This is a genomic window from Mycobacterium sp. RTGN5 (assembly GCF_033804465.1).
In the GTDB taxonomy this organism is placed as follows: Bacteria; Actinomycetota; Actinomycetes; order Mycobacteriales; family Mycobacteriaceae; genus Mycobacterium.
The window spans coordinates 802329-826523 of sequence record NZ_JAPZLA010000002.1 but is presented as its reverse complement, the minus strand read 5'-3'; the positions used below and the strand labels follow the sequence as shown (position 1 = coordinate 826523).

Annotated in this window: 27 protein-coding genes; 10 read left to right on the top strand and 17 right to left on the bottom strand. The window is 64.4% G+C overall.

What is annotated here, in order from left to right; genetic code table 11:
- Positions 1 to 303 precede the first annotated feature (303 nt).
- From SLQ31_RS16695 to SLQ31_RS16685, 3 genes are all read right to left on the bottom strand, one after another.
- The gene (locus SLQ31_RS16695; RefSeq protein WP_319434524.1) at positions 304 to 741 is read right to left on the bottom strand and encodes an STAS domain-containing protein; all 438 of its coding nucleotides are present in this window, start codon (positions 739 to 741) and stop codon (positions 304 to 306) included.
- A 187-nt stretch (positions 742 to 928) separates the two neighbouring features.
- Positions 929 to 1609 (bottom strand): GAF and ANTAR domain-containing protein, encoded by a 681-nt coding sequence (locus SLQ31_RS16690; RefSeq protein ID WP_319434522.1) that lies wholly within the window; start codon positions 1607 to 1609, stop codon positions 929 to 931.
- 101 nt (positions 1610 to 1710) lie between these two features.
- A complete protein-coding gene (locus SLQ31_RS16685) occupies positions 1711 to 3495 on the bottom strand; it encodes an N-acyl-D-amino-acid deacylase family protein (RefSeq protein WP_319434521.1) in 1785 nt (594 codons plus the stop codon).
- 71 nt (positions 3496 to 3566) lie between these two features.
- On the opposite strand from SLQ31_RS16685, the gene SLQ31_RS16680 reads away from it, so the two are divergent.
- Complete coding sequence (locus tag SLQ31_RS16680) at positions 3567 to 4571, top strand: AraC family transcriptional regulator (protein ID WP_319434519.1); 1005 nt, start codon at positions 3567 to 3569, stop codon at positions 4569 to 4571.
- Here the strand turns inward: SLQ31_RS16680 and SLQ31_RS16675 are convergent.
- Genes SLQ31_RS16675 through SLQ31_RS16665 form a run of 3 tightly spaced genes read right to left on the bottom strand, consistent with a single transcriptional unit; the run spans position 4552 to position 6495 of the window.
- Positions 4552 to 5298 (bottom strand): ABC transporter permease, encoded by a 747-nt coding sequence (locus SLQ31_RS16675; RefSeq protein ID WP_319434517.1) that lies wholly within the window; start codon positions 5296 to 5298, stop codon positions 4552 to 4554. The genes SLQ31_RS16680 and SLQ31_RS16675 overlap by 20 nt on opposite strands.
- A gap of 39 nt (positions 5299 to 5337) precedes the next feature.
- Positions 5338 to 6288, bottom strand: a complete 951-nt coding sequence (locus tag SLQ31_RS16670) for an aldo/keto reductase (RefSeq protein ID WP_319434515.1) — start codon at positions 6286 to 6288, stop codon at positions 5338 to 5340.
- Positions 6289 to 6315: 27 nt separating this feature from the next.
- Complete coding sequence (locus SLQ31_RS16665) at positions 6316 to 6495, bottom strand: hypothetical protein (protein WP_319434513.1); 180 nt, start codon at positions 6493 to 6495, stop codon at positions 6316 to 6318.
- Positions 6496 to 6619: 124 nt separating this feature from the next.
- Here SLQ31_RS16665 and SLQ31_RS16660 point away from each other — a divergent pair, with 124 nt between their 5' ends.
- Positions 6620 to 7291, top strand: coding sequence for a hemerythrin domain-containing protein (locus SLQ31_RS16660; protein ID WP_319434512.1), 672 nt, complete (start codon positions 6620 to 6622; stop codon positions 7289 to 7291).
- A gap of 33 nt (positions 7292 to 7324) precedes the next feature.
- Positions 7325 to 7810 carry a pyridoxamine 5'-phosphate oxidase family protein gene (locus SLQ31_RS16655; protein WP_319434510.1) on the top strand — a complete coding sequence of 162 codons (486 nt, stop codon included), beginning with the start codon at positions 7325 to 7327 and terminating at the stop codon, positions 7808 to 7810.
- Here the strand turns inward: SLQ31_RS16655 and SLQ31_RS16650 are convergent.
- From SLQ31_RS16650 to SLQ31_RS16640, 3 genes are read right to left on the bottom strand one after another with little or no spacing between them, the layout of a single operon-like run.
- Positions 7807 to 9159, bottom strand: coding sequence for an FAD-binding oxidoreductase (locus SLQ31_RS16650; RefSeq protein WP_319434508.1), 1353 nt, complete (start codon positions 9157 to 9159; stop codon positions 7807 to 7809). The genes SLQ31_RS16655 and SLQ31_RS16650 overlap by 4 nt on opposite strands.
- Positions 9156 to 10634 carry an APC family permease gene (locus SLQ31_RS16645; protein ID WP_319434506.1) on the bottom strand — a complete coding sequence of 493 codons (1479 nt, stop codon included), beginning with the start codon at positions 10632 to 10634 and terminating at the stop codon, positions 9156 to 9158. The genes SLQ31_RS16650 and SLQ31_RS16645 overlap by 4 nt, the downstream gene beginning before the upstream one ends.
- Before the next feature lie 17 nt (positions 10635 to 10651).
- Positions 10652 to 10936 carry a hypothetical protein gene (locus tag SLQ31_RS16640; protein ID WP_319434504.1) on the bottom strand — a complete coding sequence of 95 codons (285 nt, stop codon included), beginning with the start codon at positions 10934 to 10936 and terminating at the stop codon, positions 10652 to 10654.
- Between the two features lie 194 nt (positions 10937 to 11130).
- Between SLQ31_RS16640 and SLQ31_RS16635 the strand changes: the two genes are divergently transcribed.
- The 4 genes from SLQ31_RS16635 to SLQ31_RS16620 all read left to right on the top strand — a co-directional run bounded on the left by SLQ31_RS16635 (position 11131) and on the right by SLQ31_RS16620 (position 14063).
- Entirely contained in the window at positions 11131 to 11418 is a 288-nt protein-coding gene (locus SLQ31_RS16635) for a hypothetical protein (protein ID WP_319434503.1), read from the top strand.
- Between the two features lie 219 nt (positions 11419 to 11637).
- Positions 11638 to 12546: a cytochrome c biogenesis CcdA family protein gene (locus tag SLQ31_RS16630; protein ID WP_319434501.1), complete on the top strand. Its 909-nt coding sequence runs from the start codon at positions 11638 to 11640 to the stop codon at positions 12544 to 12546.
- A gap of 141 nt (positions 12547 to 12687) precedes the next feature.
- Positions 12688 to 13335: a TetR/AcrR family transcriptional regulator gene (locus tag SLQ31_RS16625; protein WP_319434499.1), complete on the top strand. Its 648-nt coding sequence runs from the start codon at positions 12688 to 12690 to the stop codon at positions 13333 to 13335.
- The gene (locus tag SLQ31_RS16620) at positions 13335 to 14063 is read left to right on the top strand and encodes a zf-HC2 domain-containing protein (RefSeq protein WP_319434497.1); all 729 of its coding nucleotides are present in this window, start codon (positions 13335 to 13337) and stop codon (positions 14061 to 14063) included. The genes SLQ31_RS16625 and SLQ31_RS16620 overlap by 1 nt, the downstream gene beginning before the upstream one ends.
- Before the next feature lie 3 nt (positions 14064 to 14066).
- On the opposite strand, the gene SLQ31_RS16615 is transcribed toward SLQ31_RS16620, so the two are convergent.
- The 4 genes from SLQ31_RS16615 to SLQ31_RS16600 form a co-directional block, all read right to left on the bottom strand.
- Positions 14067 to 14732, bottom strand: a complete 666-nt coding sequence (locus tag SLQ31_RS16615; protein WP_319434495.1) for a hypothetical protein — start codon at positions 14730 to 14732, stop codon at positions 14067 to 14069.
- An 89-nt stretch (positions 14733 to 14821) separates the two neighbouring features.
- On the bottom strand, positions 14822 to 15823 hold the full coding sequence (locus SLQ31_RS16610; protein WP_319434493.1) for a hypothetical protein: 1002 nt from the start codon (positions 15821 to 15823) through the stop codon (positions 14822 to 14824).
- 10 nt (positions 15824 to 15833) lie between these two features.
- Complete coding sequence (locus tag SLQ31_RS16605; RefSeq protein WP_319434491.1) at positions 15834 to 17174, bottom strand: peroxidase; 1341 nt, start codon at positions 17172 to 17174, stop codon at positions 15834 to 15836.
- Positions 17171 to 17725, bottom strand: coding sequence for a hypothetical protein (locus SLQ31_RS16600; protein WP_319434489.1), 555 nt, complete (start codon positions 17723 to 17725; stop codon positions 17171 to 17173). The genes SLQ31_RS16605 and SLQ31_RS16600 overlap by 4 nt, the downstream gene beginning before the upstream one ends.
- Before the next feature lie 73 nt (positions 17726 to 17798).
- On the opposite strand from SLQ31_RS16600, the gene SLQ31_RS16595 reads away from it, so the two are divergent.
- Positions 17799 to 19457 carry an SLC13 family permease gene (locus SLQ31_RS16595; protein WP_319434487.1) on the top strand — a complete coding sequence of 553 codons (1659 nt, stop codon included), beginning with the start codon at positions 17799 to 17801 and terminating at the stop codon, positions 19455 to 19457.
- Between the two features lies 1 nt (position 19458).
- Here the strand turns inward: SLQ31_RS16595 and SLQ31_RS16590 are convergent, their stop codons facing one another.
- Positions 19459 to 20619 (bottom strand): phosphatase domain-containing protein, encoded by a 1161-nt coding sequence (locus SLQ31_RS16590; protein ID WP_319434485.1) that lies wholly within the window; start codon positions 20617 to 20619, stop codon positions 19459 to 19461.
- A 165-nt stretch (positions 20620 to 20784) separates the two neighbouring features.
- Between SLQ31_RS16590 and SLQ31_RS16585 the strand changes: the two genes are divergently transcribed.
- Both SLQ31_RS16585 and SLQ31_RS16580 read left to right on the top strand, forming a co-directional pair.
- Positions 20785 to 20970: a hypothetical protein gene (locus SLQ31_RS16585; RefSeq protein ID WP_319434483.1), complete on the top strand. Its 186-nt coding sequence runs from the start codon at positions 20785 to 20787 to the stop codon at positions 20968 to 20970.
- A gap of 25 nt (positions 20971 to 20995) precedes the next feature.
- A complete protein-coding gene (locus tag SLQ31_RS16580; protein ID WP_319434482.1) occupies positions 20996 to 21850 on the top strand; it encodes an SAM-dependent methyltransferase in 855 nt (284 codons plus the stop codon).
- On the opposite strand, the gene SLQ31_RS16575 is transcribed toward SLQ31_RS16580, so the two are convergent.
- The 3 genes from SLQ31_RS16575 to SLQ31_RS16565 all read right to left on the bottom strand — a co-directional run bounded on the left by SLQ31_RS16575 (position 21839) and on the right by SLQ31_RS16565 (position 23982).
- Entirely contained in the window at positions 21839 to 22528 is a 690-nt protein-coding gene (locus tag SLQ31_RS16575) for an esterase (protein WP_319434481.1), read from the bottom strand. The genes SLQ31_RS16580 and SLQ31_RS16575 overlap by 12 nt on opposite strands.
- A gap of 298 nt (positions 22529 to 22826) precedes the next feature.
- Positions 22827 to 23321, bottom strand: a complete 495-nt coding sequence (locus SLQ31_RS16570) for a hypothetical protein (RefSeq protein ID WP_319434479.1) — start codon at positions 23319 to 23321, stop codon at positions 22827 to 22829.
- The gene (locus tag SLQ31_RS16565; protein WP_319434477.1) at positions 23314 to 23982 is read right to left on the bottom strand and encodes a hypothetical protein; all 669 of its coding nucleotides are present in this window, start codon (positions 23980 to 23982) and stop codon (positions 23314 to 23316) included. The genes SLQ31_RS16570 and SLQ31_RS16565 overlap by 8 nt, the downstream gene beginning before the upstream one ends.
- Positions 23983 to 24195 lie beyond the last annotated feature (213 nt).

Genomic DNA, 24195 nt, shown 5'->3' with positions numbered 1-24195 from the left:
GCGTCCGGGGGCTGTGCGCTCAACCTGTGATCAGCCTATACCCGCGAATAGCGCGCCGCCAGGGTGAAAAGCCGACCTACGGCTGAGCACGCCGGTAAAGCGATGTCAGTGAACGCATTTCAAGATCTAGCACTGGCCGATCGGGACCGGGACTGGTCCGCCGGTTCACTCGCTGCCTTTCGCGACGAGAACCTCGCCCTGGAGTAGAAGATATCAAGTCGCTCAACAGCTTTGGAGATCGTGGCGATAAGGTTCACGCCGTCGAGCAGCATCAGTTCTCCTCGCAATGGTCAGCGCGCGGCACTACAACAGGCGGAGGTGCCGAGACTTGTCCAACGCGGTCAACCCTGCCGGGGCGCTGCCCGCGGTAGGCAACACGCCTTCGGGGTCGCAGATGCGAAGCACCCGGGAGACCCGGCCCGCCGCAACCAGCAACCAGGGGATACCGCGATCCGCACACTCGGCGTTGATCTTGTGTAGGGCTGAAATACCCTCTATGCCAAAGAAATCCAACTCGCCCAGGTCGAACAGCAGTTGGCAGCAGCCTGCCAGCTGGTCCACCACATATTTGGACACGTCGCCGGCATTCGCCGCGTCGACCTCGCCGTGAACTGTGATGACGGTGCACGAACTGATGCGGTCAACAGAGATCCGGAGTCGTTGGCGATGCTCCCGGCGGCCCGAATCGGTGGGGCCAGAGCGGCGTTGAATTGCGGTCATGGCGTGCATGTCGAACTCCATCAGTAGATCGGGCAACATAGAGGGCCCGCATCAAACTGGTTCTAACGGCTTAAAACCTGCGCACGAGGTGTTGGTCGGCCCCGTGCGTCCTTGACGCTTCCCGGCGGCTGTGACATCAACCTGGTTTGACACTACGCCGGAACGCACCACGACACGTGCCAATGGCTGATGCGGTGGCCGCTGACCTCTAGCGGCTGTCGATCACGCGTGCGGCGACCTCGATGAGTTTGGTGTTCGATTCCTGGCTCAGTTGACGCAGCATCTCAAACGCCCGCACATCATCGACTCGGTAGCGCTCCATGATGACGCCCTTGGCCTGGCCGATGCGGTCGCGCGTCAGTAGCGCCGCTTGGAGGTGTTCTTCGTGCTGGGCGGCGATGAGCGCGGCAGCCGCTTGGGCGGCCAGCACACTTCCGGCAGTCTCCGCATCGCCGTCCCACTCGTTTGGTTGGAAACCGAAGAGATTCAGCGCACCCGCAGTCCGACCGGACGTATAGAGCTTGAACGAAAGGCCGCTGAGAACGCCCAGTTCGACGGCGGCAGCGGAATACTGCGGCCACCTCGTCTCGGTGCGGAAATCGGCTGTCTGGACGATCGTGTCCGCGAGCGCCGCATGCAGGCACGGTCCTTCGTCAAATTTCATCTGCAACTCGTCGAGGGTGTGCGGTAGCTCGGAGGTGCCGGCGACGGAATCGAATTGGCCGCCTTTTTTGACGTACAGAATGCCCGCGGTATCGACTCCGGGGATGAGGTCGACGGCGGTGGACGTCACTTCCCGAAGAACCGCCGCCAAGGTCCGTTCTTCTGCCAGCGATCTCGCTAGTTCGGCCATTCGAGCGGCGAGGTCGTGGTTTGACGGTGGACTCACCGGCAAAGCGTTCCCGATGACCAACATGCCAAACGTCCGTCGAATGCGGGCGCGGTGCTGGGAGGGCCGTACTTGGCGCTAACCAGCGGAAATGCGGCCAATCACGCCGACAGGCCGACTGCGGCCGTTGTCGCACGAGTCGCCGTGTTGGCGCGCAGGAAGCTACCTGTGCGCTGGGTGCCAACCACGTCGGTGGGCTGCCCATCGAGGACCACCGCGCGGCCGCCGACGAACACGGCGCTGACGGTGTCGTCGTTGCGATTGACCATCCGGGACAGTCCGCCGTACTGCGCGACCGTCTCCTCGTGGTAGCTGTCCAGCGACTCATCGAGACGTTCCGGGTCGACGATCACCAGGTCGGCGCGGTCGCCGATCCGCAGGTGGCCGGCGTCGAGCTGATACCAGTCGGCCAATTCACCGGTCAGCCGGTGCACCGCCTCCTCGATGCTCATGAACGGCGTGCCGGCTTTCTGTGCGTCGTACACGTGGCGCAGCAGTCGCAGCCCGAAGTTGTAGAAGGCCATATTGCGCAGGTGCGCACCGGCATCGGAAAAGCCCATCTGGATGCCCGGCTGCCGGGCCATCTTCTTGAGCACTTCAGGGCGATGGTTGGACACCGTGGTGCGCCACCGCAGTGCGGTCCCGTGCTCGACGACCAGATCGAGGAACGCGTCGACGGGGTGCAGGCCGCCACGGTCAATTCCGACCTGCCCGAACGATTTTCCGATCACCGAGTCATCGGGGCACTCGACGATCTCGGCGTCGAAGAAGTCGCGGTGCCACACGCGAAGCCCGAACTTGTTGTCGTAGTCCTTACGGAACTGCCGTCGGTATTCTTCGTCGCGCAGCAGCTCATTACGTTGGGCCACTTGTTCTTTCAGATGCATCGCGGCGGCACCGGAGCCGAACTCCTCGAAGATCACCAGGTCGATGCCGTCGGCGTACACCTCGAAGGGCACCGGCAGGTGCTGCCAGCGGAAATCACCGCCGAGCATGTTGATCAGCCGCGCCCCGGGGCCCATCGCCGAGATCACCAGCGGGTTGGCCTTGACGTCGGCGGCGGCGAGCAGGCTCGTCTTCAACGGCCGGCGGACGATGCCGAGCGACTGCAGGACCTGGGAGGTGACGTCCAGTGGGTTCGCAATGTCGGGACCGGCCTGCAGGACTCGTCCGGTGCGGCGCAGGATCGACTTGAGCCGGCGCAGTTCCCGCGGTTTGGCATACGTCGAAGGCAGCGTGCGGGAGCGGCAGATCTCGCCATCGAGCTTGTCGAACAGCAGCTGTTGCGATGACATTCCGACGAATCCGGCTTCGAGCGCCTCGGTGAGCATCTGCTCCATGCGGGATTGCTCGGCGGACGTGGGCCGCACTTCTTGACGGGTCGAGCGGTCCAGTCCCATCGTGGCGGCCCGCATGTCCGAATGGCCGATGAACGCCGCGACGTTGGGACCTAACGGCCGCGCCTCCAGGGCGGCGATGTACTGCTCGCAGGTGCTCCAGGTCTTGTGCTGGTCGATCGTGTTGATCACGTGTTCGCGGGGGATGGCTTCCACTCGGCCGAACAGGTCACCGGCGTCGTCGCCGTCAACGTGAACGGTCGATAGCGAACACGAACCGACCAGCACCGTCGTCACTCCGTGACGCAGGGACTCCGACAGCGCCGGGGCGCCGAGCACCTCGATGTCGTAGTGGGTGTGGATGTCGACAAGGCCGGGCAGCACCCACTTGCCGTCGGCGTCGATGCTCTCGGAGCAGCCGGTCTCGTCCAGCGGCTGCGCGCTGATGGCGGCGACGTGGCCGTCGCGGATGCCGATGTTGCGGATGGCCGAGGGAGCGCCGCTGCCGTCGAACCAGCGCCCGTTGCGGATCACGGTGTCAAAGCTCATGACTCTGAGGATGCGGCACCGAGACCGTCCAGGTCTTGACAGTTGCGGACGATTATTTGACATTTGTTGACATGTCGGTGGTACGTGGGACGGCGCTGTCGGGGTATTCGCGCCTGGTCGAAGAACTCGGTGGCGAGCCGGTCGGCCTGCTGCGCTCCGCGGGCATCCGACCCCAGGACGTCGGCGAGCACGAGATCTTTCTGCCGTACCGCAGCCTGATCGTGGCCGTCGAGACCGCGGCGACGGCCACGGCGACTCCCGATTTCGGACGGCGGTTGGCACTGCGGCAGGGCATCGAGATCCTGGGGCCGCTCGGCGTTGCCGCGCGGACCGCAGCCACCGTCGGCGACGCCTTCACGATCGTGGAAACGTTCCTCGGTGCCTACAGCCCGGCCATTTCCGCGCACCTCACCCCGGGTGCTGAGAGCGGCCAGTCGTTCTACGCGTTCGAGATCCTGATCGAGCGCCCGCCGCCGCACGCACAGACCACCGAACTATCGCTCGGGGTGTCGCTGCAGGTGCTGCGGTTCCTACTCGGCGACCAGTACATCCCGTTGTCGGTGCACCTCCCGCACGAGCCGCTCACCGCAACCGCCGACTATCTGAGGTACTTCGGGTGCCGACCACGCTTCGCCGAACCCATTGCCGGCTTCAGTTTCCGCACAGCCGCTCTGGCGCGCTCCTTGAACCAGGACTCGTTCGCCCATCACGCGGTGGTGCAGTACCTGAGCGGGATCACCACACGCGAGCCCGGCATGACGCAGTCGGTGCGCAGAATGATCCGCCAACTCCTGCCGACCGGCACCGCGAGCCTGGAATTGATTGCGGCGCAATTCGATCTGCATCCCCGGGCACTGCATCGCCGCCTGACCGCGGAGCACACCACGTTCGCCGATCTCATCGACGGCGTGCGTCGCGAAACCGCCGAGCATTATCTGCGCGACACCGACATCAGCCTCTCGCATCTCGCCCGCGAGCTTGGTTACGCCGAGCAGAGCGTGCTCAGCCGATCGTGTCGACGATGGTTCGGCTGCAGTGCGCGCACGTACCGCACCACTACGCGTGACCGCGGGTGATGTTGCCTCGGGCGATCAGCTCGAGCGTGACCGCGACCGCGCATGTTTGGGACAGCAGGATGGACAGCAGGATCAGTATCTGGACCGCGCCGGCTTGCATCGCCGACCCGGTGCTCAGCAGCACACCCACGAAGGCGCCGGGAAGTGTCACCACACCCACCGTCCTGGTTTGGTCGAGGTTCGGCAGGAGCGCGTCCGCGGCAGTGCGGCCGATGATCTCCATCCGCGCGTGCCGGTCGCGGAATCCCAGGCTGAGCAACGCCTCAACCTCGCCGGCACGGATACCGAGGGTGTCGAGTGCACGCCGTGCAGCAACCGAGGTGGCAGTCATGGTGCTGCCCAGGAGGATTCCGGCGATGGGCACGATGGCGATGCCGGTGATGGGTACAAGCCCGGACGCGAGCAGCAGCGGCACTACCGAAATCATGCCCGTCGCAAGCGCTGCCGCCAGCAACCAGGACCGGTTGGCGTGGCTGCGTCGCGCTGCAGTGAACGCCGCGGCCACGAACATCACCACCAGCACCAGGAGTGATGTCCATAGGTTGCGAAGTGCGGCGGTCAGAATGGCGGCGACGGCGGCCAGCTGAAGCACGGCGCGCACGGCAGCGCGCGGCACCGTCCACGCTGAACCCAGTGCGGTCGACCAGTAGACGGCCGCGGCGCCAAGCACCATCAGCAGACAGATGATGATGAGCGTCGGGCCTACGAGGTGTTGCGACAGCTGCACCTAGTGATTGTCCTGCACCAATGTGTCGTGCGACGACGTTTAGGCAGGGGTGCTGTTCCCTGGAATGAACCCCGGTACGCCCGTGTGCACCACGGTATTGAACCTGATGTTCGTGGTGATGTCGTTGCGGATGGCCGACATGGCTTCCTCCGGCAGCGGTGAGATCTCGAAGTTCTCCCGGATGCGATCGGGGCGTTTCGAAGTGGTCAGGAACGCGGTACCGCGCTGCGCGGCCCACGACAGCGCGACCTGCGCCGGGGTCATGTGCAGTTCTGCCGCGATGGTCTCGATCACCGGATCCTGCAACAGATTCGGCGTCGATGAGTGCCCCAGTGGGGCGAAGGCCAGCAGCACGATGTCCTGCTGCCGGCAGTAGTCGAGCAGCTCCCACTCGGGTAGATAGGGATGCGATTCGACCTGTACGACGGCGGGCTTGATGCGCGCGGTCGCGACGATCTCCTGCAGTTTCTCCAAGGTGATGTCCGAGAGCCCGATCGATCTGCAATCACCGTCGTCGACCAGGCGTTCCAACGCCTGCCAGGTCTGCTCCAGCGTGACGCCGTCGTCGTAGATCACCGCGCCGGTCTCATCGCGTGGGTCTTGGTCGTCGCCCGGGCGGAAGGCGAAGGGCGTGTGTATCAGGTAGCAATCGAGGTAATCGAGTTGCAGGCGGCGCAGACTCGCATCGAAGGCCGGCCTAACCCGGTCCGGACGATGGTTGGTGTTCCACAGCTTGGTGGTGATGAAGGCCTGTTCCCGTTCGACGGCTCCCGCCGCGAAGGCTTCACCTATCGCCTCACCCACCGCGGCTTCGTTGCGGTAGCGCTCGGCGCAGTCAAAATGTCGGAAGCCAACTGCAAGAGCATCTTTGACGGATCTCTTGGTGTCGGCTAGATCGGGGATGAGTGTGCCGAAGCCGGCGGCAGGCATGGCCCCTTGCCCGTTCGCGAGCGGAATCCGCGACTGGCGTAGCGCATCTGATGTCGTCATATCCCAGATCGTCGCACGCTCGTGACGTCAGGCGGTGCTCTGGTCCTGCGCATTCTGCAGGAAGGTGTCGCCGGAGGTTTGCCCCTGGTCGTTGACGCTCCACCCGTCGTCGTCGTTGACGGGAATGATGTGGCCGCCGAGTACGAGGGCCGCGATGCTCGCAGCCCCGGCCATCATTACCGACGTGGTCAATCGTTTGTTTGTCATGCATCTCATGAGGCGCTTGGTTCTTAGTAGCTGGATTGGATGAAGTTATCTGTTCGCTGTGAACACGAATGAAGTAGTCGACTACGCATGTGTCGCGCATTCATCCGGCGAAGACTTACTCAGCATGACTTCGACGGTCGCGTTCGACATGCCCATGGTGCACCGCGCCTTCCGCAACGAATTGCATAACATCCCAGCGCTGATCAGCGCCGTCTGCGACGGGGACGCGAAAAGAGCCACGGTCGTCGACGTGCATCTGGACTTCATCGTCACGGTGCTGCACCACCATCACGCTGCTGAAGACGATCTCATCTGGCCGAAGCTGCACGCTCGCGTACCGATGCATGACGCCGACATCACCCGGATGGAGGACGAGCACCGCAACATCGATGCCGGCGTCGCCGCGGCGCAGGCCGCGAGTGCGCGGTGGGCGAAGGCAGCTGATTCAGAGTCGGCGGAACAACTACAGGCGGCTGTCGCAGATCTGGTTGGACTTGTCGACCTACATCTGGACGACGAAGAACGCGACGTTGTGCCGTTGATCGAGGAATACGTCACGCCGGCTGAATGGGCCAAGGCCATCGCGCGTGGTGCGGCAATTCTGCGTACTCATCCCATCCTCGGATTGGCCTTCGCGGGCTTCCTGCTTGAGGGAGTGTCCGCACACGACCGGGACCGATTCCTCGCGGGCGTGCCTGCGCCCGCACGAGTCCTCTGGCAGCTCGTTGGCCGTCGCACCTACGAGAATTACCGCGCGAAGCTATACGGCCCGCGGCCGCTGCAGCCCACGGACTGATCCTCGCCCGATTCGGGTAGGAGTATCGGTGTGATGGATACACAAGAGTTGGCTCGCGAGCTTGGCCACCCAGGCGCACAGCAGCTGCTCTCTGGCGCGATGGCTCGGCTGGCCTACAACGGGCACGACGGCTTCCCTCGAGTCATTCCGGTCGGGTTCCACTGGACCCGGGAGCGCATCGTCGTCTCGACGGCGCCGACCTCTCCAAAGGCCCGCGCGCTTGCGTCCCGTCCGCAGGTTGCCCTGACCATCGACGGCGGCTCCACTCCGGAAGAGGCCAAGGCACTGCTGGTGCGTGGCCTCGCCACATTGGAGACCGTTGACGGTGTCACCGAGGAGTACCTCGAGTCGGCGCGGAATTCGATGGACGGAGCCGAACTGGCCGAGTTCGAAGAGAGCGTGAAATCGACCTATCCGCAGATGGTGCGTATCTCGATCGAGCCGCTCTGGGCGCGGTTCTACGACTTCGGCGCAGGCCGGTTGCCCGCGTTCCTCGCGGAACTTGTCAACGGCGGCTAGGCAGGCCGAACGCTCTGCTCGTAGGAGAACACGTTGTCCGGGTCGTAGGCCGCCTTGATCTTGCGCAGCCGATCGACGTTGGACCCCCAGTAGGCGTGCTCCCAGTCCGCCATACCGGCATTGGGCACGTTGACGTACGCGCCATTGACGTAGGGCCCCATCGCCTCGGAGAACTCTGCGACCCACCCGAGGACTGACGCCGTCTGCTCGGCGGACACGGGTTCGCCGCCCCGGACACCCCAGCCGGCCCCGGGTTCGGCGTAGTACAACGCGTCACGGTGCGCGAATGCCGACCCGCCCGACGGCTCACTGGTGCGCACCGCGCCGCCGAAGGCGTTGGTGAAGTAGTTGCACCCCTCCGGCGCCTTCGCCAGGAACGCACGGATGACGCGTATCGCTTCGGGCGGCAGCGGTTCGGTGATGAACTGCGAATTGAACTTCCAGTTCGCCGGATCTTCCTCGATCGGGATCTGAAAGCCGGTGTAGATGTCGGGCCACGTCCCGTCCTGCACCACGACATCGGGACCTCCAATGGACAACATCGGCGAAAGCAACTGCAGTGCTTCGTCTTCCGAGCCCGGCGCGAGAGCAGCGTGCAGAGCGAATCTGCCCCCCTCGGTCTCGAGCTGGCTGGTGAGCCGGTCGTCGACATAAGGAGCGGAGCGCTGCCAAGCCTCGAATACCGCGTCCAGGTCGTCGAGCCCGGTCCACTCCGCGACGACGTAGACCGCCTGTGCCAGTGGATAAATCCGGTAGGTCAGTGATGTGACGATGCCGAAGTTTCCGTTGCCGGCACCACGCAACGCCCACAGTAGGTCCGGGTTGTTCTGCTCATCGGCGGTCACCACCTCGGCCCCACCGTCGGCCGATGCGACGACGACCTCGGCCGCCAACAGATTGTCCGATGCCATCCCGAACTTGCGCGTGAGCAGGCCGAAACCTCCGCCGAGTGTCGCCCCGGCGAGCCCGACGCTGCCTTCGGTTCCGGTGGGTGCGGCGAATCCCGCCGCGCCCAGCCCGAGGACCGCCTCCATTTGGTTGAGTCCCGCGCCGACGGTGGCTGTTTGAGCCGCTCCGTCGATCGTCACCGACTTCAGCGCACTGACGTCGATCACGATTCCGCCGTCGAGGCCGGACCACCCCTCTAGGGCGTGCCCGCCGCTTCGGACGCGGAACGGGACACCGTTGTGGCGCGCCCACGCCAGGGCGTTGACCACATCCTGGGTCTCATGGGCGAACACGACCGCTGCGGGCTTGTGGGTGAAGAAGTGATTCCAGCCTTGGCTGGCCTCGGGGTAGTAGCTGTCGTCGGGACGAACCACCCGGCCGGTAAGGGCTTGAGTGTTCATGATTGCTCCACCTCGGCGAGCGTGTTGGCATCGCCGGGCTGGTCCTCGAGCACCTTGGGGTTGAACTTCAACATGTAGACGAAGTACAGCGCGCCCGCCGCGGAGAGGCCGAAGGCGAACACGATGGGCGTCAATGTCGGGGAGGTGGAGATCACGATGAACAACGAAATGACCGCCCAGGCAAGGGCGCTGATCGCGACGGGCCACTCCCAGCGTCCGAGGTCGAAGCCGCCCGGCTTGTGTTCGAGTTTGTGGCGCGTCGCCAGGTAAAGAACGACCGTGAGGAGATAGGACAGGATCGTGACGATCGCGCCGGCCATAATCAGTTGCAGCAGTGCGCCGCCCGGCATGAGAGCCATGAGGATGACGCCGACCGCGAGTACCACCGTTGTCGCCGGGATGGGTGTCCGGGTGCGCGAATTGACCCGGCGCATCACCTTGTAGGCGGGGAAGCGCCCGTCGCGTGACATGGCGTAGATGTAGCGGGCCCCCGAGACCATACTGACCAGAGCGGCTCCGAAGAACGCGAGCGAGATGGCGGCCAGCAGCGGCCGTTCAAAGCCGGCCCCGAAGCGCTGGTTCATGATCTCGGCTACCGGCGATTCGCTGTTGGAGACTTTAGCCATATCGGTGATCGAGATGGTCAGCACGATGACGAACAGCATCCCCAGTACCGAGGCGGCCGTCACCGATCCGATGATCGCCCGGGGCACGCTTCGGGTCGGATTCTTGGCTTCCTCAGCCATATTCGACGCCGTCTCGAAACCGACCAGAGTGGACAGACCCATGATCGATGCGGCCATCAAACCGCCGCCGATGGCGAAATAGTTTGGGGCGCCTTCGGTAATGCCGCGCGAGAAGAGGTTGGCCGGTGAACCATGGCCGGTCACCAAAATTGCGACGGTCAACGCGACGCCAATCACCACCAAGATGGCTAGTTCGACGCCGACCGACAGCGAGTTAACCCAACCGACGATCCGCGTCGCGGCTATCGCAAGGATGAACTGAATCACCAAGACAATCACGGTGATCACCCGGGCGGTGGTCTCATTGGGCTCCATGTTGAACAGTGGCATCAGACATTGACTGGCTAGCGCGTTGTCGATCGTCACGGGACCGGCGACGGCGGCAAGGACAGCGAGCCAGCCGAACGCCCAGCCGACCTTCGGGCTGGCCAGTCGCGACGCCCACGCATACGAGGAGCCGCTCAGTGGTATGCGGGCGGCGAATTGCGCGTACACCAACGCCACCAGAATCTGTCCGATCGCAACGATCGGGAACAGCCAGATCCCGACCGGGCCGGAGTCGCGCAGCACGTCGTCGTAGGTGGCGAAGATGGCGACGGCCACCGATAGGGAAGCGAACGAAATGGCAAACACCTGAAAGCCATTCAGAGTTCGCTTCAGTTCCGGTTCGTAGCCGCAGTCTTCGCAGAATTCGTCACCGGGCTCATTGGTTGCAAGTGCTTTTGTCATTGGTCTCATCCTGCGATTCAGTGGGCCGCGCGCGCGGGCGCGGAGATGTGAAAGCCGACCCCAGCGTGCTCGTCGTCTCCGTGCACCGGGATAACGGTGCCCCGTCGAACGACTTCTTGATCTCCGTCCTGTCGCGAGGGCTCAGCCTGCTGAACGATCTGAACGGCGCCGACCGAGCCTAGCGCGGAGTCGGCGTGTGCCAGGCCGGAACCGACACCGAGAACGGCGGCGCCCACGCCGCCGAAAAGGGCGCTGTAAACGGCGAGCTTCTTGATGCCCTTGAGGGTTGTCGTGGTGTTCATGGTGGTCAACGTATGGCGCCCCCCCAGGGGCGGCACTTCGGGCGAATTATGTGGTCCCGACGCGCAGGCATGGGTCAAATGATGTAGTCGCTGCCGCGGTCAACGTGAACTGGACGTGGCTCCGTCGTGACGGTTCGGCGAGGTGCTCGGCGATTCGTTGCATAGACCCGGCCGGCGCAGGCTATGTATCTACGGTGAGCAACCACCACGTGAACCTGACCCCGCAGGAAAACTCGTTGATCGCCGAGAGCGATCCCGATGCGCTGGCTCGCATGGACGAGAAGCAGTTGAAGGAACTGCAGAGTCGCCTCAGGCAAGCGCGAGAGAAGAACTTCAGCCTGTTGCGGCGTCAGGGTGCGGCCCGAGTGGAGGCCGAAGGTGCTCGCGGTGCTGCCCAGCCCGCCAACGAGAAGCGTGAGGAAAAGGTGGACGCCTTCGCCGAGGCGCTGGCCCGGGTGGGCCAGTACCTCGACGCCGAGTAGCGACCCTTACGGGCGAGTGCCGCCCCGGGGCTGGCAGCGGAGTAGATGGATGATTTCTGGAGGTCGAGAGCGTTACCTGTACCGAATAAAACTTCGTTGAACCCGTGAGCGCCTTCGCTCGTGTCTTACCCAGACGACGTTCCGGGCCGCCAAGAGATAGGGGCATGTGATGCGGAGACCGGCAGAGTGACATCGGGATGAGCTAGAGCACCGCGCATCGTGGAACAAAGCCTGATGGGACTGGCCTTCGGCGCCGGATTGGTAGCAGTACTCAATCCGTGCGGCTTCGCGATGCTGCCCGTCTACATGACCCTGGTGGTGCGCGGCGATGCGACCGGCCAGCTCAGCGCGCTTCGCCGCGCCGTTGTGGCCACCATCGAGATGGTGTTGGGCTTCATGACCGTGTTCGGCGCTTTCGGCCTGCTCACCGTGTCCGCCGCCTCGGCCGTCCAGCAATACCTGCCGTACGTCACCGTGGTGATTGGCGTCGTGCTCGTCGGCCTGGGTATCTGGTCACTTGCCGGTCGACACCTGCCGGGACTTAATCCGGTCATCCGGAGTGGCCGATGGGCGCCGACGGTGCGCGGTGGCTCCATGTTCGGCTATGGGATCGGCTACGCGATCGCGTCGCTGTCCTGCACCATCGGGCCCTTCTTGGCCGTTACCGCGGCGAGCTTCCGCACCGGTCTCATCGTCGATGGCCTGCTGACTTACCTCGTCTACGCCGCGGGGATGTCGCTGATCGTCGGTGTGCTGGCCATCGCCGCCGCGTTCGCCAACCCCATCGGAATGTATCGGATGCGCCGAATCCTGCCGTACACCAACAGGATCGGTGGCGCTCTGGTCCTGATCGTCGGGCTGTACGTCGCTTACTACGGTGTCTATGAGATCCGCATCTTCAACGGCGCCGCCGCTCCGGATGACCCGGTGATCTCCATCGCCGGGCGGATCCAGAGCACCGTGGTCATGTGGGTGCACGGGCACGGCGGCTATCCGTGGCTCGTGGCCTTGCTGGTGCTGGTCCTCACCGCGTTCGCGGTGGCTTGGGGCAGGACGCTACGTCGTACCGCCAAGGTTCGCCGGGTACTCAAACTGCATTCCGGCGAGCTGACCGCATCGTCCTCGTAGCCGGAATTCGCCAATACGCTGCGAACTTGTGAGATTCCTGGTCTCCTGCTGAACCAACCCGTCTCGTCACTCGTGTCTCACACTAGGGGGGACACTGACTGAGTGATCAGGGAGAACGTCATCGGAGAACAAGGAGCGTCGATGTTGACACCAGCGGTTTCGGCGCACGACGGTGCCGGGGTACCTGAGGTCACGCCCGCCGACGCCCGACAGCGCATTCTGCAGGCGACTGTGGAGTGCTTCCGTGCCTACGGGTACGAGAAATCGTCGATGCGGCTGATTGCGACCACGGCCAAGGTGTCCCAGACGCTGCTGCACTATCACTTCGAGACCAAAGAGAAGCTGTTCGACGCGGCCATCAACGACGTGGCCAAGCAACTGTTCGCCACGGCCGAAGCCCAACTGACGCATGCCGCGTCGGTGCCCGATGGACTGGCTGACGCGGCCGGTCTGCTGTACACCCTGTTCATCGACAACCTCGACACGGTCACCTTTGTCGTCGAATTCGGGGCCGCGGCCAACCACAACGATTTCCTGCGGACCGCATACCTCGACTTTCGCGACGCGCAGCGTCAGCAATTCGCCGAATTGCTCCGCACGATTACCGGCGCCTACGCGCCAGACGACTTGATCGACGAGTCGGTGCGGCTGATGGAAACCGTGCTGCTAGGCATGTCGATGCAGCGTCCGTTCGTGACTGATGCTCCGCGCTTCCGCGGCGACTTCGACAGTTTCGTCCTCATGCTGATCACCCGGCTGATCGAGGGAATGGCGTCGAGGGTGACGTGATGACCACGCTTGACGGCTCGCCTTCGCCCGGCGGCACCCACGGGTACGCACTGTGGGATGCGGCGTATGTGCTGGGCTCCCTATCGGCTCCAGAACGTCGCGAGTATGAGGCACATCTGCGGTCCTGCCAGCCGTGCACCGACGCTGTCGGTGAGCTCGGCGGTGTGCCGGCGCTCCTGTCGCAGATCGACCGCACCTACGTCGACACCATCGATGAGCACGGGCCTCATCTCGGATTGCCGCCCCTTCGGGACGAGGTACTGGCCATGGTGAATTCGCACCGGCGTCGCTCGCGCGCGCTGACCTGGACGCTGGCAGCAGCCGCGGCGCTGGCGATCGGCGTCTTCGTCGCGATGGGATCCAACCCGGTGGCCACGGATCCCGTGCACCAGCAAGCCGCGGGCTCGGCACTCACGATGACAGCGACCGCACCGGTACCACTCACTGCCACAGTCACTCTCAGCAGCCGCGCATGGGGTACTCGCATCGACGTCAACTGCAGCTACACCGGAGCGCAGTCGGACACCGACTACAACGGTGACGACAGCAAGCTGGCGATGATCGCGGTGGGGCGCGACGGTAGCCATGTCCAGCTGGCAACCTGGACGGCGCACACCGGCATATCGGCATCGTTAGAAGGCAGCACCTCGATACCGATCGACCAAATCGCTTCTGTCCAAATCGTTTCCGCCAACGCAGGAGCTGTCCTCCTGCGCCGCGACCTCTGATCTTTACTTCAGGCCGGGCAGCGCTGCTTGGATCGCCGCAGCCTGGACCTTGCCGACGGATTCGGCGAAATCCTGCGGTACCGGGTTGGTGTCACCGTCCGCGCTGGCGAACAACATCATCACCGATGTGTAGTCCACGGTGAACAGCAGCGCAGCCTTGGCGCTCTTGCCGTCCAGTGACGTACCACTGGTGAGGGTGGCGTCGGGAGTGACCGAGGGCACCGGCACCGGTGTGCCGGTCTGGTGGGTCGGCAGGCTCGCCTGGACTGCGCTGTTCCACTGCTGGGCGTCGGCGGCGGTCGCGCTGATGACGACCGACGACATGATGGCGTTGGTCCCCGACTTGAAGGTCTGGGAAATGTCCTTCGGCTGGTCCGTGCTCAACACCGGCTCGCCAACGGCTGTGAAAGGCCCGTCCGGGGTGGCCGGAATGTCCTCGACCTTCATCAGCAGCGACGCATAATTCGGTGTGGCGCCCGGCGTTGCCGGCGCACTCGAAGCGCTGCTGGTCGCCGAGGCGGCGGCGGACGTCGACGAGCTAGTGGATGCCGATGCCGATGCCGATGACGTCGTTGACGACTCGTCCTTACCGCAGCCGGCGAGGACCAATCCGAGCGCCAAAGCGGCCGCGGTGAGTGGGACGACCATTCCGGTGCGTGCAGAGTCCATGTCGTTGCTCTCCCCATCCGGCCGCGCCCATTAGGCGGCTCAGGCCGGAGATTACCAGCGGGCCTGTGAATTTCCTGGAATCGACGAAATCAGCCCATCGTGACCAGGTTGTGCCACAGATTCCGAAGGCTGTCCGTCCCACCGAACAAGGTGGTGAAGTGCGTCGAGTCGATGAGGACGATATCGCCGGCGCGCGTTCCGGATGGGGGCATCCAGATCAGCGCGTTGAACTCGGAATTGCCCGCTTGGGTAAACGGATGCGGCCGGTTCGGGTCGACCTTTTGGCGGCCCAGGACCCGTAGCTCCGGCCCTTCGGGTGCGGTCAGTTCATAGTGCGGCAGGTGCGGATGGAAGTTGAACGTCGTCACGTTGTCGAGCAGCCGGGACGAGTCGAGATCACGAAAGCCGGTGAGCGGTGCGATCTCCTGGGTGCCTTCGGTCACTGCGGGACGCAGACCCCAGGTGTTGTGCACCGGCACCGCCAGTGCCTTCATCAGTGAGCGGGTGTACTGACTGAAGCGTTGTTGGCGGGGGACCAGCCGATCGCCGTGGTGTTCGTATTCCATTTGGCGCTGGGCGAAGTCGTCGGTGAAGCCGACGTCGTGGTGCGGCGCGAGGACCAGGCAGGTGCCCTCCCGCTGCAGCCAACGCTCGATGGCGGCGATCTCCTCAGGCGCTGCGTCCTGTTCGGAGAGCAGGTGGTCGAGCCCGAACACCATCAGAGTGTCGGTATCGGCCAGGATGCGTTCGTCGATCGGCAGCCGGTAGCCGGCCTGGTCGATGCGCTGGAACACCGCCACGGGATGCCCAGTGGCCTCCTCGGCGATCTCCTGGAACGACAGCGTGGACCGGTGGAACAGCTCGAGCGTTCCGGCGATGCCCTGCAGGAAGTTGGCCGCCGCGTACTCGGGTGTTTCGTACGCGGGCCAGGCGACGTTGCGTACCTCGGTGATGGTCGAGAAGCGGTTGTAGATCTCCGCCGGATCCCGTTGGGATTCCCACGGATAGCTCCAGGTCCAGTAGATGCTGACTCGGCGGCGCCCATCGTGGGTGCGTGCGACGTGACTCTGGTTGTAGGTGCGTGCCCGCATGATGACCCCTTTACGTGCCGAGTGTGGCGAGGTAGCGCAGGCCGTTCAATCCGGGCAGAAAGAAATACGCCCCACCCGTCAGCGTCGTGAACGCCGGGATGCCTTTGTGAACCTTGCGGATCGGCCGTTTGGGGACGGTGAAATCCAGTGTGCCATCCTGGGTTCCGCAGATGGGGTCGTGCTCGTTACCCAGCTCGTGGAACGTCTTGTCGTTGATCCAGACGTTCTGGGCGAACTCAAACTGGCGCACCAGGTCGGCGCAGATGATGAACGCGGCGATGCCGCGTTCCACTCCGTCGTCGGGGGCGTTGTCCGGCAGCGCAGGCCCATACGTCGCACCGCGCCGGATCATCCGGCGACGATTCATGTAGTGGGCGGTGTCGCGTGGATTGAGTCTGCGCGCGTGGGATCCCAGCGGGCACGCATAACCGAGGGGGTCCATCTCCTTGTAGTTGTAGTCGTTGTTGCGCATCGGATCGGCACCCAACTCGGGATCGTCTTTGTCCGGCGCCAACACCAGGGGCGCACCGCTGCGCCAGCGGCCCATGAACTTTGCGGCCAGCAGTTCCTCGCCCTCCGGGGTGTCGGCATTGGCACGCAGGTAGTCACGGAAGAGGCCGACATGCTCCGCCAGTCGCCGGTAGGCCATGTAACTTCCGTTGCGGGACAACACTTCCGGACCGGGTAGGTCGATCACCGGTCCGTTCTCGTCTGGATAGCCGAGGATGAACTCACCTGGTTCCAGCGGATCGCCCGAGCCCGGCGTCGGTTCTTCTCCGGAGCCCTTCATGACCGGCTGCGACAGCCGATCGCGAAAGCCGAAGTGGTCATGGGCGTAGTTGAATGGCGGGCTGGCGTTGAGGTCGAGGTACGACAGGCTCCGTACGCCCTCGGTCCGTGCAAGCAGCTTGTCGTGTTCCTCGATGGAGCGCGCGCACTGCTCGTCGGTGCGGGAGAACAGGATCGCGATGGCGTGCACATCGTCGCCGGCCAACCCGCCCACCCAATGCTCCGGCGCAGCGGTGCCGGTGTCACCGAGGATCCCCGCTCGGGCGGGCATCCCTTCCCGAAACGCGTCGGGGAAGGACGCCAGCGATTCCTCGGGCACCCCCAACGCCCGCAGCCCAGTCCAGGTGAAGGCCAACGTGACCCAGCGATCCGAGCTGTCCATCGTCGCGTGTACGTCCGCGGCCGATTGCACCTTGTCGAGCAATTCAGTCAGCCAGGCCCGGCCGCCGGCCGCTGTGTCGAAGGTCAGGAACTCGTAGCGGCCGGTGATGGCCGGCGTGCGGGTCAACATGATGTGCTGGATGTCGTCGAGTTCCAGCGCTGGCCCCGGCGCCGAGGTCATTGCATCTGGTCCAGCATCGTCGAGAATGCGTCCTTGAGCCGCAACGCCTTTTTGATCTCGTCGGCGGTGACGTAAGGGTATTCGCCGTACTCCAAGAAGCTGGGGACTTGATGGTCACGCACGAATTTCACGAATGACGCCGGGTTCTCCTTCCAATCCTCCGGGAACCCTTCGAGATTCGTGAACGCTGTGGTGATACCGGTCTGACTGAACAACTGCACCGCATCTTCGGTGTACTTGTCGAAGTCGGTGTCGAAGATGCCCTGGTACTGGAAGTGCAACCCCGAGCCGACGTCGAACAGAACCCACCGCAGATAGTGCAGCCGAAGCGGGGCGAGGGCATGGGGGCTGGCGGCGATCGTCTCCTGGATCTGATTTCCGTAGGCCCGGAGCGCCTCCTCGCGGCCCTCTTTGACCTTGGCGATGATGGAGAACCCGTAGCACGCGGGCGTCCGGGGAAAGACCGGCCCGTACCGTCCGCGTTCCAGCTCGAAGTAGCCCTCTTTCGGGATGGCCAATGCCGCGGGTTGTGTCCAATCTGGATCTGACATTTCGTGCCCCCACTCTCGTCAGTGATGGACGGAAGATTACACCGCAGGAAGTGGTAAACGTCAGAATGCAGTGATGACCATCCTCGCCGCGGTGATCGTTATCTGCACACTCATCGTGATGACGACCGGGCGGCAACCGGCGGTGCTGGCGTTGATCTGCGCGCTCGTGGTTGCTGGCATCGCCGGGATCGCGACCCCCGGCGAGTTGTTCGCCGGATTGAGCAACGGCGGGGTGATCACCATCGCGGCCATGCTCGTCATCGCGAAGGGTGTGCTCCAAACCGGGGTGATCACCCGTGTCACCTACCGCCTGCTGGCCGGGGTGCAGTCCGCCGGGCAGGTGTTGCGTCGCCTCATCCCACCGGTCGGGGTCGTTTCCGCGCTGATCAACACCACCCCGATCGTGGCCATGCTGATCCCCGCGACCAAGGAGCTCGAGCAGCAGTCGGGCGTGCCCGCGCGTGGGGTCCTGCTGCCCATCGCGCATGCCACCACCCTGGCCGGTTCGGCCACGTTGATCGGCACCAGCTCAAATCTGCTGATCGCCGGGTTGGCCGCACCAGCGGGCGTCGACCTCAAAATGTTTTCGTTCGTCCCGATTGCCGTGCCCGTGGCATTGGTCGGTTGGGTGGTGTTGGTGATCGCCGCACCGCTGATGCTGCGTGGCCAGGCCACCCGCGGTGAGCCCGAATTGGATTGGCGCGCTGAAATTCCGGTCGCCGCAGGCGCCAATGCGCTGGGCCGCACTGCCGCCGAGCTCGGCGTGCGCGACACCCCCGAATTCGAGTTGGTGGAGATTCAGCGTTGGGGCGACTTCGTCGGGCCTGACAGCGTCGTGCAGACCGGTGACGTGCTCGTCTACCGCGCCACCGAGTCCGGTGTCCGGATGCTTTGGGCCAGCCCACGTTTCGGCCACGCCGCGCAGGCTCTCTACCTGGTCTCCATCGCCACCGACGAGGCGGCGAGCGTACGCGATCTCGAAGAAGACGAGGATGTGCAGGTGGTCGCCGCCCAGTCGGCCAAACTGCTGCGCGACACACCGGCGTTACCGGGGGAGATGTGCCTTGTCACAACGAGTTCGGCCGATGTCCTCGCCGACCACCCACTGGTCGGCCTATGGCAGCGGGTCGCCGGTACGGCGCCGCAGACCGCAAAGACATGGATCGCGCTGGCGATCCTGCTTGGTGTCATCACGACCGCGGCATTCAACATGGCGCCGATCGAGTTGATTGCCGTCGCCGGGGCCACGCTGATGGTCCTTACGAAGGTGCTCACTCCGCGCTCGGCCGTGCGGGCACTGAATTGGAACATCCTCGCGATCATCGCCGGTTCGATCGGTCTCGGTGTGATCGTCGTGAACAGCGGTCTGGGCAACCACATCTCGTCGGCGATCCTGACGCTTTCGACCGGCAGTACCGCACTGGTGATCTTGGTCATCGCCATCGTCACCACGGTGTTGACCAACGTCGTCACCAACGCGGCGGCCGCGGCGATTCTCACGCCGGTGGCGCTGACCGTGGCCGGTGCCACCGGCCTGGATCCGATTCTGTTGCTGACGCTGATTGGCACGTGCATCTCGTTCACGTTCCTCAATCCGTTCAGCCACCAGTCCAATCTGATGGTGATGAAGCCAGGGGGCTACAGCATCGGGACATTCGTCCGATTCGGGATTCCCCTGACGGTGATCTCGGTGGCGAGTGCGTTTGCCGTCGCGTGGGCGAATTCGCGGTAGCTCAGGATTCGTCCAGCTCAGCCACGGCGTCCGCCACCGTGTCCGCAGCGCAGAGCTTGAGGTCGGCAGCTAGTTGCGCGGCCTGCGCGGCGTCGGCCACCAGATGCAGCGGAATACCTTCGCCCTGAAGGGTTTCGGTGTGGTCCTGTAGCAGGGTGTTGCGCTCGTCGGCCGCGGTACCGACCTGTCTGATCATGGCCAGCAGCACCCGGCCGGGAAACTCGCGGGCTATCTCCTCATAGATGAGCGGATCGCGCTGGCCGCTGTCACCGATCAGCACGAAACGCATGCCTGGATACGCCTCGAACAGTCGCCGGACCGCCGCACGTTTGTGCTCGGCACCGCTGCGCCGCAAATACCGCTCGGTCGGACCCCAGTCAGTGAGGAACATCGGCCCCGGCGGGAAGGCGCGCAGTTCGACGAATTGCTCCAACATCGAGTAGAACGACCAGCTTCCGGTGGACACATAGAAGAACGCCGGCTCCGCGCGGGGTTTTCCGCTGCGGCCGGGAATGCCCCGCGCCAGTCCGCGGTAGAGCGCCGACATCCCGGGAATCGCGCTGCGCTGCTCCACATCTCGTAGCAGTGTTCGGGCCACCATGGTCAGGCCCTCAGTCAAGCCGGTGAGCAGAATCGTGTCGTCGATATCGGAGATCACCAGGAACGGCGCGGCCAGCGATGGTTTGACCACCCATCCGGCACCGACGGCCTGCTCGTCGTCACCGACTCCCGCGGCAACTGCCTCGGCCGCATGCCAACCGGTGCGCAGCTTCGGTACCGGCAGCGAGAAGTTTGCGAAGCCGTGGCTGTCGGTGACCTCGGTGGCTCGGTGCCGGCCGACCCGCAACTCCACCTCCGCGCCCACGATCGACAGCGCGGCGTGCCGGCGCAGATTGCTCTGCGCCACCTCCCAGTACGGGATGCGGCTATCGCCGGGCAGCTCTGGAGTCTCGATCACCCGGACCCGAACCTTGGCTACGTCGTCGGCCACGAATCCGCGGTAGACGACCACCCGGACACCGCGGAATGCCCCGGACTGCATCTTGTAGTCGCGGCGCCGCTCGGTCAGCTTGTTCTCCAGCCCAGCCACCACTGCGGCAGTCTCGGGGCTGCGCAGCCTCGCGTTGAGATCCGATGCGATCCGGCGGGGGAGTCGGGGCATGAAAACAGCATGGCAGCACAACATCGTTTCCCGCTGCAGGCGCGAAGTCCCCCGATCGGTGGACATGCGATTCATCCCGCGCATCCACCAGTCACCCGATGCCACCCGGGCTCGCGACCCAGGAGAGTCAGTGCCAACGACAACATCGAAACGAAGAGGTTCGCCATGAAGACTCGAATCACACGTTGGCTTGAGCGGGCCGGCAGCAGCTTCGGCGGCGCGACACCGTTGACCCCGATCGACGCGTCCTATGGTGCGTCCTTCTGGGGCATCTCCGCGATGGACGAAGGCCGCACCCGAAGCGCCGGACGTCTGCCGCTGGTGGCCGCGGCGCACCTGCCGGTCTTCTGAGCCGGCGGTCTGTGACACTGTGGCTATGGACTCGCTGGTCTCGAACGTCTCCGACACCGCCCGCTGGGTGACCGCACATCGCGCCACGGAATCGGCACGACCCGACGCCCTGTTTCACGACCCGCTGGCTCAACGGCTGGCCGGCGAGCGAGGCCATGCGATCGTCGCCGCCGCGCCGCGCAGCATCCGCCACGGCTGGTGGCTGGTCGCCCGCACCAAAATCATCGACGACCTCATCGCCCACGCCATCAGCCAGGGATGCGATCGGGTGCTGAACCTGGCCGCCGGTCTCGACACCCGTCCCTACCGACTCGAGCTGCCGGCAGACCTGCTCTGGGTCGAGGCCGACCTTGCGCCGCTGGTCGCCGAGAAAGAGCAGCTACTGGCCGACCAGACCCCACGCTGCCGGTTGTCGCGTCATGCCGTCGACCTGTCCGATCCGAGTGCCCGCGACGCCTTCCTGGACGAAGCGCTGGCCGGTGCCACCAAGGCCTTCGTACTGACCGAGGGCCTGCTGATGTATCTGGCAGAGGCGGATGTCATCGGTCTGTCCCGCGCGCTTCAGCGACCCGAGATCGGCTGGTGGACCTTCGATTTCGGCGCTGGAGGCGTCAAGACCACGATGAACAACAGGACCGCCGGCATGATGCGCAACGCGCCGATCAAGTTCGCCCCGCCGAATGGGCTGGCCTTCTTCGAAGACCTCGGCTGGTCGATCGCCGAAGCGGAATCGCTGATGACGGCCGCCCGCCGGTTTCGCCGACTGCCGCCACTGATGGCGCTGGCGGCCCGCTTGCCGCAGCCCGATCCGCGCAATCCGGGCAACAAGATGTGGAGCGCGGTGGCGTGTGTCACGCCACCGGTGAGCTCACGCCAGTAGCGCGTCGATCGCCGCGCGGGGAACCAGCACCTGGGTGGCACCGGCCGACTCGGGCAACAGTTGGCCCTGGCTGAAGAAGAACATCACCCCGTCGTTGGTGATCGCGAAGTCCTGATAGCTGGCCGGGTCCATGCCCGTGACCGGGTCGACGAAGATCGGCTGGCCGGTCTGCTTCTGCAGCTCGGTCATCACGATCGGGAAGACCACCTTCAGCGGATCGGCGCCTGGCTGCCACAGTGTGTCGTAGGTGATCGGCTTGCGAAGGGTCTGATCCCAGTTGAATGCCTTGAACGACGTCTGCGGGTGCGCGCCACCGATGTTCTCGTAGTTCTGCAGGACGACGGACTGGGTGCCACGGGGCGGGAGCGCCGAGGTGTAGCTAGTCGCGGTGATGTCCAGTTCGTAGGGCATGTTGAGCGGGTTGGAGCTCTTGGCCACGTTGACGAACCCGTCCCGGGTCTGACTGACGTAATCGGCGACCGATTTCAGGTCCGGGTAGCCGCTGGGGAAGCTGATGCTGACCTGGTAGGAGGGGTCAGTCTGCTGGATCTGGCAGGCCTGGCCATTGTCGACGCCCTTGAGGTCGGCGCAGTAGTTCTTCGGTGCGGCTCCCGCGATGCCGGGAGTCGCCGCCACCGCGATCGCCGTGACCAGCGTCGACACCTTCAGCATGCGCATAACGACAGACTAGGTCATGGTTTCGCGAGCGAAATGGTGCGCGGTGATCGTGAAACGATTCCTCATGTACAGACGATGGGCTGCGGCCCGGTCTGCACCCACGCCGGAATCCAAGTGGATCGCTTCGCAATCCAGTTTCTGAGCCTCGGCGCAGACCCATCGCAGGTCTGCCAACGCGGCCGCAGCGTCAACATTGCTTCCGCCGCCCGAGTTGTCTGGCTCGCGTCAATCTCGACAACATCCGTCACGAGCGCCGACGGTAGCCAACTCGCGGTGCTGCCGTCATGCGAATTTCAGGTCAGGAGGAAGAGGGGGTCGCGGTCACCGGGATGATGGCCGTGCCCTGGCAAGCACCATCGTCGATGGTGGTCTGGAACGTCCCCGCCAGCGAACCGTCCGGCTGTGGCTGATAGGTGGTCACCGAGTTGGCCTGGTCGTAGGTGATCGTGCCGTCCGGCAGTGTGCAGTCCCAGCGCCAACTGTTGGACCGCGTCCACTGCGAACCGGTCCACGCGAACGTGGTGGATTGCGCGGCATTGTCTTTGGGTGTCGGGCCGTCGAGGAACGAGGCGATGCAGGTGCCCGATGAACAGTCCGTCGTGATCTTGTATGAGGAGGTGTAGGCCGTCTCCTGCTGCGAGGCCGCGATGCTGGTGCCCGACTTCTGGTCGGTGTGGAAGGTGATCTTGTACGTGCCGCCCCAGAATGCTTCGTCCGCATGTGCGACCGGCGCTGCGATCAGCGCACCGCTCAGCAGAAGGGCAAGCGCGCCAAAATGCTTGGGATCAGCCAAAATAACTCTCGCCACCGGTGGGATAGCCGCCACCGTCGGTGGCGATGTGCACATGAGTGTAGTGATTGGCATCGTCAGAGCCGAGATTCCCCATCAGGAAGGGCTTCCCACCCTTGTCGTACATGATGCGCCGCCAGATCACGTGATTCAGCGACAGCCGGTCGGCGTTGTCCAGAGCGAAGGCCGCGATACGGTCGCCCAGCTCTTTCCCTTCCGGGCTTTGATAGTTCGGGATCATCACGTCGATGGCCATTCCCATCGGGTGCCACTTCAAGGAGTCCGGCCGCACCCCGCCGATGTTGTGGATCTCGGGGAAGTAGGCGCTGACGAGACGTTCGGCCAGGATCGTCTTGATCTGCAGGCCTTGTTCGATACCGGCGCCCGCCGGCAGCGCATGCAGAGTGGTGCGATTGACCGCGCTTCTGCTCGCCACCAGATCGGCTTGGGTCATGACGACGTAGTGCGCGCCGATCGGTGCGGCGCCGAGGTTGAGAGGTCCGGCGGCCACGAGTTCGGCGCAGCACTCCAGGCTCGCAGGCGCCACCTTGTTGGGCAGCCCGCCGGAGCTGGCGGTCAGAATGCCGGCCACCGGGAGTGCGGCGAGCGCGACCACGGCGACCGACCAACGGCGCCGAGGCTTGGCTAACCGGTGTTTGCCCACGGGCGGCACTCTACCTGGACAATTCCGGCGAATGAATACCGTTCGCTATCTTCCGTCCGGTGTCGGACCGGGCGTGAGACGGGCTATCGACGGTATGGGATGTTGCTGTCGCGCCTGCCCTGAGACTTTGCGCCGGGACTGAAATCGACCCCGAATCAACGCCCTGAGCTGCGTGTTCACTTTCCGTTCACCCAACCGAATCCGTACCGATAC

What these genes read in the sequence shown, in the direction of transcription:
- SLQ31_RS16695 (WP_319434524.1), bottom strand. Translation starts at nt 741, where the DNA reads ATGGAGTTCGACATGCACGCCATGACCGCAATTCAACGCCGCTCTGGC.
- SLQ31_RS16685 (WP_319434521.1), bottom strand. Translation starts at nt 3,495, where the DNA reads ATGAGCTTTGACACCGTGATCCGCAACGGGCGCTGGTTCGACGGCAGC.
- SLQ31_RS16680 (WP_319434519.1), top strand. Translation starts at nt 3,567, where the DNA reads ATGTCGGTGGTACGTGGGACGGCGCTGTCGGGGTATTCGCGCCTGGTC.
- SLQ31_RS16670 (WP_319434515.1), bottom strand. Translation starts at nt 6,288, where the DNA reads ATGACGACATCAGATGCGCTACGCCAGTCGCGGATTCCGCTCGCGAAC.
- SLQ31_RS16665 (WP_319434513.1), bottom strand. Translation starts at nt 6,495, where the DNA reads ATGACAAACAAACGATTGACCACGTCGGTAATGATGGCCGGGGCTGCG.
- SLQ31_RS16660 (WP_319434512.1), top strand. Translation starts at nt 6,620, where the DNA reads ATGACTTCGACGGTCGCGTTCGACATGCCCATGGTGCACCGCGCCTTC.
- SLQ31_RS16655 (WP_319434510.1), top strand. Translation starts at nt 7,325, where the DNA reads ATGGATACACAAGAGTTGGCTCGCGAGCTTGGCCACCCAGGCGCACAG.
- SLQ31_RS16650 (WP_319434508.1), bottom strand. Translation starts at nt 9,159, where the DNA reads ATGAACACTCAAGCCCTTACCGGCCGGGTGGTTCGTCCCGACGACAGC.
- SLQ31_RS16645 (WP_319434506.1), bottom strand. Translation starts at nt 10,634, where the DNA reads ATGACAAAAGCACTTGCAACCAATGAGCCCGGTGACGAATTCTGCGAA.
- SLQ31_RS16640 (WP_319434504.1), bottom strand. Translation starts at nt 10,936, where the DNA reads ATGAACACCACGACAACCCTCAAGGGCATCAAGAAGCTCGCCGTTTAC.
- SLQ31_RS16625 (WP_319434499.1), top strand. Translation starts at nt 12,688, where the DNA reads ATGTTGACACCAGCGGTTTCGGCGCACGACGGTGCCGGGGTACCTGAG.
- SLQ31_RS16620 (WP_319434497.1), top strand. Translation starts at nt 13,335, where the DNA reads ATGACCACGCTTGACGGCTCGCCTTCGCCCGGCGGCACCCACGGGTAC.
- SLQ31_RS16615 (WP_319434495.1), bottom strand. Translation starts at nt 14,732, where the DNA reads ATGGACTCTGCACGCACCGGAATGGTCGTCCCACTCACCGCGGCCGCT.
- SLQ31_RS16610 (WP_319434493.1), bottom strand. Translation starts at nt 15,823, where the DNA reads ATGCGGGCACGCACCTACAACCAGAGTCACGTCGCACGCACCCACGAT.
- SLQ31_RS16605 (WP_319434491.1), bottom strand. Translation starts at nt 17,174, where the DNA reads ATGACCTCGGCGCCGGGGCCAGCGCTGGAACTCGACGACATCCAGCAC.
- SLQ31_RS16600 (WP_319434489.1), bottom strand. Translation starts at nt 17,725, where the DNA reads ATGTCAGATCCAGATTGGACACAACCCGCGGCATTGGCCATCCCGAAA.
- SLQ31_RS16595 (WP_319434487.1), top strand. Translation starts at nt 17,799, where the DNA reads ATGACCATCCTCGCCGCGGTGATCGTTATCTGCACACTCATCGTGATG.
- SLQ31_RS16590 (WP_319434485.1), bottom strand. Translation starts at nt 20,619, where the DNA reads ATGCCCCGACTCCCCCGCCGGATCGCATCGGATCTCAACGCGAGGCTG.
- SLQ31_RS16585 (WP_319434483.1), top strand. Translation starts at nt 20,785, where the DNA reads ATGAAGACTCGAATCACACGTTGGCTTGAGCGGGCCGGCAGCAGCTTC.
- SLQ31_RS16580 (WP_319434482.1), top strand. Translation starts at nt 20,996, where the DNA reads ATGGACTCGCTGGTCTCGAACGTCTCCGACACCGCCCGCTGGGTGACC.
- SLQ31_RS16575 (WP_319434481.1), bottom strand. Translation starts at nt 22,528, where the DNA reads ATGCGCATGCTGAAGGTGTCGACGCTGGTCACGGCGATCGCGGTGGCG.